Here is an 8,513-nt window from a genome sequence, read left to right on the forward strand (position 1 = left end):
GCCTCGGCTTGCGCCTTGGCCTCTTCTTCGGCTTTTATCCGCGCTTCTTCAGCCAGTCTCGCCTCTTCGGCGATGCGCTCTCGCTCGGCCTGCAGCGCCACGAAGTGGCGCGCCTCGCGCCGCAGCCGCTGCTTTTCCAGCAACACCGCCTGCATTGCCTCGACCCGCGCCTGCTCCTTTTCCAGCGCGCGCTGCGTCAGGAACTGCGCCATCGGCGCGCTGTCAAACAGCTGCACGGTTGCGCCCGGCTCACCTTCGACCTGGAAGCCCAGCATGGGCTCGGACCCGACCAAAGCCTCTTTGTCAGGCGCATACGCAATGCTGCCAATAGCCGCCACGATACCGGCGTTGAGGTCGGTACGCAGATCAGCCGTCAGCGTAGCGGCAGCGTTCTTCAGCGTCAGCGGCGGCGCACGCAAGACACCGCCAGCGATGGTGAACGCCACATCCGCCTTGTCGGCGACAAAGCTGCCCTTGCTCACGATCTCGGGTGCGAATTCGGCGACGCGCGCCGCATTGATGTCACGGCCCAAAACATTGGCCTTGGCGATCATTGGTCCAAACGCGTCGGGGTTGAAGCCAGGAATCGTCAGCCCATTGACCACAGCCGTACCCGAACCGGCCAGCGATGCGACCAGTCCTTCGACCGATTTGCCGCTTCCCGACAGCGTCGCTGAAAAATCGCCCTTGCCGCTAAGACCGCCCGCCCCCGGCATCGCCCCGACATCGGAACCCACGAGCTTCAGCTGGCCCGAAAGCAGCGCCGAGCCGTCATTGTTCTTGAGTTCGATCAGGCCTTCGAGGTCACCGCCCAATAGCTTGGCCTTGATGTTGGAGAGCCTGAGCGCCTGACTATCCATCTGCAACCCAAGCACGGCGTCAGTGGCCGTAGCCATAGGCTCCGCCAGAACAGTGCCGGCAGTGATTTGAAGGTCGGCGCTGAAAGGCGCTGCCGATTTTGGCGCAAAAGGTGCCGCTGGCCAAACCCCGCTGCCGCCCTCAAGTGCTGCCGCGCCCAACATCATCTCGGCGAAGGGCCTGAGGTCGAGTTCGTTGAGCATCAGGGATCCGCTGAGATGCGGCATGCCATCACGCATCTCCGCCCTAAGGTTCCCGGTCACCGTCCCTTGGTTGACGCTGCCGTCAAGCCTGTCGAACACCAGAGCGCCCCCGGTTAGGCTGGCATCAGTCGCAAGGTCCACCTGGGTGCCCATGCCCATGCTTGGCAGGGAAACGCCAGATGTCATCAGCCAGGGCTCTATGTTGGCAGCCTGCAGCGTCAGCCGGCCATTCAGGCTCGGGCCATCGTCGCGCAGCGCCACGGTGCCGGTAAAGCCAGCCGAGGCGTCGTCGCCTTTCAGGCTAGTCCTGACTTCAAGGCCGTTTTGTGGAGCACCGTTCGCCGTCAGCTGCAGCTCGCCCGGCCCGGTCACGCCAAGCGGCAGCACAGGCAGCCCAGCCAGCGCCATCAGGCTGGTGGCGTCTTCATTACGGGCAGAAAAATCGAGCTTCAGCTGCGACCTTGCGAGCGCATTTGGTATCGCCTGTGCCGACAGCGTCGCCAGAAGGTCCGAACCTCCAGCAACACCCTGGCCGCTAAGCGCAACACCTGTCGAGCCATCGCCATTTTCCACAGCACTGGCGACGAAATCGATCCGGGCGTCGGTCAACAGATCAGGATATGCCGCCGCGCGTGCCGCAAGCCCAGTCAGCAGATGGTTGTCAGGCGACTGCTTCGCTGCCAGCGCGACCAGCGGCGCCAGGTCGACCGCCACCACCGAGGCATCGAGATTACCCGTAGGCGCCGCAGGAAAATCCTTGATCCGCCCGGTGGCACTGAGCGACGCACCAGCCAACCCACCAACCGACAGCCGGTCGATCTCCAGAACGCCTTCGCGCAGGCGCAGCGCTGTATCGAGCGTGTCCGCACTCAGGCCGGCAAAATTGACCGGCCCGGCCTTCACGGCGAGATCGAGGTCGGCATCGGTGAAGCGGTTGGCCCCCTGGTCGGTCACGAACAGTGAGGCGAAGGCGCGCAGGCCTTCAACGTCGAGTTCGCCGCCATCGAGCTTCATCGTCACCGAAGCCCGCGCATCGTCCGGCAACATGCTGTCCAACTCGCCGGTGAATTTGGCTTTGCCGAGGATCAGCTCGATGTCGTCGAATTTCTGCTGCTCGCGTGTCAGCGCCACCTTGGCCTTGAAGCCCGCGGCAGGCAGCCGGCGCACGGCCTCGTCGACATCATTGGCCACCCACGCAGCAAAACCCGAGGGCTGACCAACAGCCAAAAGCAGTTGCCCGTCGAAACCCAGATTGTCGTCGGTACGCAGGAAGCCGCTGGCTTCAAGCCGCGTGCGGCCAGGCAGCGTCGCTCCCAGCGACTTCAACTTCCAGCCACCATCGCCCGGTTCAGCCGACAGTTTGACGTCACGCACCGTCGTGTCGCCTGCAACGATCGCCGGTAGATCGAGATCGACAGTACCGGGAATGGTCGGGCGCGGCAGCTCGACCAGAACCTTTTGCAATGCCGTCAGACGCTGTGAAAACGAAAACGCAGCACCTGTCTTTTCGCCGCCGACCGCCTCGTCGAAACGCACCTGCGCGCCCTTGGCCGAGATCATGAAATGCGGTGCCGCGCCAAGATCGATCTCGGCAGTGCCATCGGCGGTGTAGGGATCGTCGAGCGGGCCGCTTTCGAAACGGAATTCTTCGACACCGAGCTTGGCATGGTTGAGGGCGAACTTGCCTTTCAGCCGCAAGCCCGGCTCGGACGGCTTGGCTGGCACCTTGGGCTTTTCGCCATCAGCCGGCGCCAGCACCTCGGGCTGAGCCTCGACCAGGCTGAACCCGCCGGAATAAAGCGCCCGGCCCTTGTCCATGCTGGCATTGCCGTCGCTTTCGAGCGTGAAGCCGTATCGCTCCGGCGTCGCACGCAGCCTGAGYCGCATCTGGCCTGTCGGATCAACGGAGCCGGTCGAGGCCGACAGTTGCGTTTTCATGCCGTCGATGCGAAGGGCGCCATCGACGCGCCACGGCCCGGCAAGCGACTTGGCCGACACAGTCGTATTGATGTCCGACAAAAGATGCTCGCGTCCGCTCGCGGCGTGGCGCAGCGTGATCTGTCCCCCGGTGATCGTCAGCTTTTCGATCGAGATTTTTTTTGCATCAAACGGCGCAGATGGCCGGATCGCCCAGTCGACCACACCGTCGGCAGCCACGTCGATCACCGCCTTGGGCCGCACCAGCCGCATATCGTAGATCAGGAATTCGCCATGCAGCAAGGGTGCAAGCTCGGCATCCATCGAGAATGTCTCGACGGTCATCGCGTTGTCGCCGCTGGCTCCGCCACCCATAGTGACATCAGAGAAGGTGACCGAAGGAAACGGCAGGATTCGCGCCGTCACATCACCCTRCACCGTCACCTTGCGCCCGAGGATCGCACTCGCCTCGCGCTCGAAATCGGCCTTGTAGCCCGACCAGTCGATAAAATACGGCCCCACCAGCGCCGCACACAGCGCCAGCACGAACAGTCCACCGAATATCACAAACAGGCGAGCGAGCATTGCCTCGGGGCAAATCTTTCATTGCGTCCCAGGCGTCTAACCGCAGGAGCGTGGTCATTTGGTGGCATGTTGGGCTGTGCACTGCTGCACGTCAACGCCGTGCAACAGCCTGTCCCGCGAAAAGCGATCCCGTTAAACGCATCAGCCCGTCTATCGGGACCAAGGGGGATGCCCAGTTTCAGGTCAGGCCGAGCCGAAAATGACGGATTCCGAGAACCGGAACGGAACCTACATTCATGCACGTGAGTACCGGAAGCGCAGGTATCAGCCATTTGCAGGCCGGCCTCACCTGAAACTCTCTACTTAGCGTCGCGCTTGGCTTGTGAAACGGCAGCCGCCTTGCGCAGACGTCCGCGCTCCATCGGCCGCACCAGGCTCTTGGCCTTGGCGTTTTCCACCGCCCGCATGCCCAGATGCGCCTGCCGCGTATTGAAATCGGCGCCGCGTGCGGGCTTCTTCTGCTTGGTCAGCGCCAGTGCATGGCGTGCGTTCTCGACGAGATCGATCCGGGCTGCGAGTTGCCGCCGGCGTTCAAGCTCGCCGTTCAGCCGCCGCATGCTCATCGCCAGAACCTCCAGCTTGGCCTTGCTGCCGGCATCCATTTTCGATGGCTGCGCGCCCTTGGGGGCGGCTTTGCCCCGCATTTCGCGCCGCCTGCGGTGGGCTTCCGTCTGCGCCTTGTCGCGCCTTTCACGCACCGTCTTGACCAACTGGTGGAGCTCGGCGTCGGAGAGATCCTGCACTTCCGGATGATGCGACTTCTGCACCAGCTCGCGTTCGTCATCGCTCAACGCCCGAGCCTCATGTTTACGCGACATTGCCATATCTAGCCCTCGCTTCGCCAATCCGGCCGCCCCATCAACTGGGGCGACCGAACTGTCCGACCAAAGTGCCGCTGGGTCAAGCCGGACGGCGCATCCGGATCACTTCGTGCGGGAGACCCTCGTCGTCGTGCGAACGCCGCAATGTCTCGACGAAGCCGATGCGCTGGTAGAAGGCTGTGGCGGCTTCGTTCGCGGCATAGACCTCGACGTCGAGCGAGCCCTTGAGCGCTGCCGCATGCAGTACCAGGGCCTTGCCGAGGCCATGGCCGTGAGCTGCCGGGTCGACGAACAGCCCGCCGATGAAGCTGTCAATCAGGCCGATGAAGCCAGCTGGCTCGCCGTCCATTTCGACCACCCAGTTTTCGGCTTGGGGCAGATAGATCTCCCTTACCTTGGCCTGCTGGTCGAGCAGCTCCGCCTCGGTGAGGAACGGATGGCCAACGCGCGAGGCCTCGAGCCAGATGTCGGCCAGGCGGTTGCGGTCGGTCGTGTCGGAATAGGCGCGAATCTTCGCGCCGTGAGCGTGTTTCATGGAAGTATCCTAGGAATGTGCGTATCAGAGAAAGGCGCGCAAGCGCCCGCGTTGGCCTTTCGGCCCATCAGCACTTGGCTGACGCTTCAGCGATTGAAGTCTCTGCGCATAAAATCCCTTGTTGGACGGCGCCGAACTACCAGCACCGCACCCGTCCGTCAACGTCGCAAGATCTATTCCGCCAGCGGCAGGATCTTGCCCGGGTTGAGAATGTTGTGCGGATCGAGTGCTGCCTTGATCGCCCGCATCACGGCTACCCCATGACCGTGCTCGCGCTCCATCAGCCCCATCTTGCCCTGGCCGATGCCGTGCTCGCCAGTCGATGTGCCGTCCATGGCAATCGCCCGTTCGGCCAGCCTCTTGACGAACTCCTCGGCGCGGCCGATGTCGGCGGGATCGTTGGGATCCATCAGCACCAGCGTATGGAAATTGCCGTCGCCGACATGGCCGACGATGGGCGCTACCAGCCCCAGCCGCTCGATGTCGGCCTCTGTCTCGGCAATGCATTCCGCAAGCCGCGAGATCGGTACGCAGGCATCGGTCGACAATGCCCGCGCACCGGGCCGCAGCGTCTGCGACGCCCAATAGGCGTCGTGCCGCGCCTTCCACAATTTTGCCCGCTCTTCGGCAACCGTGGTCCACAGGAACGGCCCGCCGCCATACTCAGTGGCGATCTCGCCAAAACTCTCCGCCTGCTCGGCAACGCCGGCATCGGAACCATGGAATTCGAGAAACAGGCACGGGCTTTCGGGATAATCGAGCTTGGAGTAATTCTTCATCGCCCGCATCTGCAACGCGTTGACCAGTTCGATCCGGGCCACCGGAATGCCCATCTGGATGGTCGTGATCACCGCCTGGCATGCCGCTTCGACGCTCGGGAACGGACAGACGCCGCCCGAAATCGCCTGCGGAATGCCCTGCAGCTTGAGCGTGATCTCGGTGATGATGCCGAGCGTTCCCTCCGACCCTACCAGCAGCCGAGTCAGGTCGTAGCCCGCCGAGCTTTTCCGCGCCCGGTGCGACGTCACCACCTCGCTGCCGTCGGCCATGACGGCCCTGAGTGACAAAACGTTCTCGCGCATCGTGCCGTAGCGCACCGCATTGGTGCCCGAAGCGCGCGTCGCCGCCATGCCGCCAAGGCTGGCATTGGCGCCCGGATCGATCGGGAAAAACAGCCCTGTGTCGCGCAGATAGGTGTTCAGCGCCTCACGCGTCACGCCCGCTTGCACCGTGCAGTCGAGATCGTCGGCATTGACCGAAATCACCTTGTCCATGCGCGAGGTGTCGACCGATATGCCGCCTGCCGGCGCGTTGACGTGGCCTTCGAGCGACGTGCCGGTGCCGAAGGCGATGACCGGCACGCGATGTTGCGCGCACACGCGAACGACATCCTGCACATCCGCGGTGCTTTCAACGAACACGACCGCATCGGGCGCCTGGTTGGGCAGATAGGTGGTGGTGTGGCCGTGCTGCTCACGGATTGCCTGGCCAGTCTGGAAGCGCTCGCCGAATGCCTGCTTGAGAATGCCGAGCGCGGCCACGATCCCCGCCTCGTTGCGCGCCATCGTCTTCAGGTCGCTCAGAGCCATCATTTCCTCCGCGAATAGAACAGCTTGGCGCCTTGTCGRCACCTTATGCTGCGGTAATCTGCCAGCCCAGCCGGTTTGTCCAGCGCTACAATCGACCAACAAGGATCACGCCATGTCAGTGCCATTCGTTTCCAGCGTCATGGAGATAGAAAAAGGCTGGATCGACTATAACGGCCACCTCAACATGGCCTATTACAACGTGCTGTTCGACCGCTGCAGCGACGAAGCGCTAGATCTGCTCGGCATGGGCGCGGCTTACGTCCGCGACAGGCAACTCACCATCTACACCGCCGAGGTGCACGTTTGCTATGTGCAGGAACTCCATCTCGACCATCGCGTCACATCAAGCTTCCAGTTGCTCGACCATGACRACAAGCGCCTGCGGGTTTACCAGGAATTGCGTCATGTCGACGGCTGGCTGGCCGCGACCTCCGAGTATCTGGCGTTGCATGTCGACATGAACGGCCCCAAGGTTGCCCCCTTCCCCGGGGATATCCTGGCCAATATCGAGGCGATGCGCGCGGCCCACGCTTCATTGCCCATGCCCGAGCGGGCTGGCCGCGGCATCGGCATCAGGCGCAAGCCGGCATAGTGGCGGACCTGCCACAGGCGATTAACCTTACCTGTTTATAACCGGCGCCACAGCCTGAGGTTCGTTGATCGCCCCTCGCTGCCCTCCGACAATCCCCCGCAGCGAAGTTGAGTCGCGGCGGCGGGCACCGGACGGCTTGAGGCAAGGCATGCAAACTGACATCGAAACGACGGCCAACAAGCTCGCCTGCGATCCGCGCATCAGCGACTATGATTTCTGGCGTTCGCTCCGCAACATCAACAACGAGCTGTTTGAGATCGCCAACAACAACGGCCCGATCCCGATCGAGATGCTGCGCTGGCGCGTCATCTTGCGCGAGGCCCGCTCCAAGCGCGGCGTTGCCTGAGCACATCAAAAGAGGGCCCAGGCGGCGTTTGCTTGGTCAGGCCAGCTTTTCCCTAAGGAACGCGATGGTCCGGCTCCAGGCCAGATCAGCCGCTTTCTTGTCGTAGCGAGCTTCCGAAGTATCGTTGTTGAAGGCGTGCTGCGCCCCTTCGTAAATGTAGATCTGGAAGTCCTTGCCGGTCTTTTGCAGCGCCGCCTTGTAGGCGTCGATCCCGGCGTTCACGCGGTCGTCCTTACCGGCATAGTGCAGCAGCAGCGCAGACTTGATCCGTGCGATCGCAGCTTCGTCCTTGGGTTGACCGCCATAATAGGCGACACCGGCCGCCAGATCAGGCGCATTGATTGCAAGCGTGTTGACGGTGCCGCCGCCCCAGCAAAAGCCCACTGCCCCAACCTTGCCGGTGGACAATTCGTGCCCTTTCAGAAATGCAACGGTCGCCACTCCATTCGCTGCCGTTTGGGCGGCATTCATCTCGGCGAACATCTCGCGCGCCTTGTCCTCATCAGCAGGCGTTCCGCCAAGCGGCGACAGATAGTCAGGTGCCAGCGCGACAAATCCTTCCAGCGCGATCCGCCGCGCGACGTCACGTATATGCGCGTTGAGCCCCCGGTTTTCGTGGATGACAATCACGGCCGGCAGCTTGCCCAACTGACCGGCAGGATGAACCAGATAGCCCTTCATCTCGCCGGATGCGCCAAGATAGGTGATATCTTCGCCCTGGAGTCGTTTGTCGTCGTCGGCGACGATTGCCGCCCTGGCCGGACTTGCCGAGAGCAGCGGCGCAATTGCTGCTGCGGCTACAGCCGAGCCGGCGAGCCTGGTCAGCTTCTCCATGAAGCCGCGCCGGTCGAGCGTCAGCTGGGTGTATTCGTCATAGGCGTCGATCATCGCCTGGGTGATGGCAGGTCCGGTCATGTCGTGCTCCCCTTTGTTGCTGTAGCCTGACGAACGGCCCACCTTGCCGCCTGCCAGGCAGTTTGTCCGCCTAGGTGTTTGATCCCAGGCTTTGATGGGGCATCCTTGTTGGCCGAAACAGGGGATGCACTATGGGCCAGGTTCTTCATGGG

At 62.9% G+C, this 8,513-nt stretch carries 7 protein-coding genes; 2 read left to right on the forward strand and 5 right to left on the reverse strand.

What is annotated here, in order from left to right:
- The 4 genes from AC1DUU_RS15520 to AC1DUU_RS15535 all read right to left on the reverse strand — a co-directional run.
- Positions 1-3,563, reverse strand: a 3,563-nt coding sequence (locus tag AC1DUU_RS15520; RefSeq protein ID WP_476784304.1) for an AsmA family protein, incomplete at its 3' end; no start/stop codon positions are given.
- Between the two features lie 299 nt (positions 3,564-3,862).
- Positions 3,863-4,387, reverse strand: coding sequence for a hypothetical protein (locus AC1DUU_RS15525; RefSeq protein WP_476784305.1), 525 nt, complete (start codon positions 4,385-4,387; stop codon positions 3,863-3,865).
- Between the two features lie 76 nt (positions 4,388-4,463).
- Positions 4,464-4,919 (reverse strand): GNAT family N-acetyltransferase, encoded by a 456-nt coding sequence (locus AC1DUU_RS15530; RefSeq protein WP_476784306.1) that lies wholly within the window; start codon positions 4,917-4,919, stop codon positions 4,464-4,466.
- 173 nt (positions 4,920-5,092) lie between these two features.
- Entirely contained in the window at positions 5,093-6,508 is a 1,416-nt protein-coding gene (locus AC1DUU_RS15535) for an FAD-binding oxidoreductase (RefSeq protein ID WP_476784310.1), read from the reverse strand.
- Positions 6,509-6,620: 112 nt separating this feature from the next.
- On the opposite strand from AC1DUU_RS15535, the gene AC1DUU_RS15540 reads away from it, so the two are divergent.
- Positions 6,621-7,100: a thioesterase family protein gene (locus AC1DUU_RS15540; protein WP_476784307.1), complete on the forward strand. Its 480-nt coding sequence runs from the start codon at positions 6,621-6,623 to the stop codon at positions 7,098-7,100.
- Between the two features lie 148 nt (positions 7,101-7,248).
- Entirely contained in the window at positions 7,249-7,446 is a 198-nt protein-coding gene (locus AC1DUU_RS15545; RefSeq protein ID WP_476784308.1) for a hypothetical protein, read from the forward strand.
- 36 nt (positions 7,447-7,482) lie between these two features.
- On the opposite strand, the gene AC1DUU_RS15550 is transcribed toward AC1DUU_RS15545, so the two are convergent.
- Complete coding sequence (locus AC1DUU_RS15550; RefSeq protein WP_476784309.1) at positions 7,483-8,361, reverse strand: dienelactone hydrolase family protein; 879 nt, start codon at positions 8,359-8,361, stop codon at positions 7,483-7,485.
- Positions 8,362-8,513: the final 152 nt, after the last annotated feature.

This window comes from Aminobacter sp. P4_H6_2 (assembly GCF_056400805.1).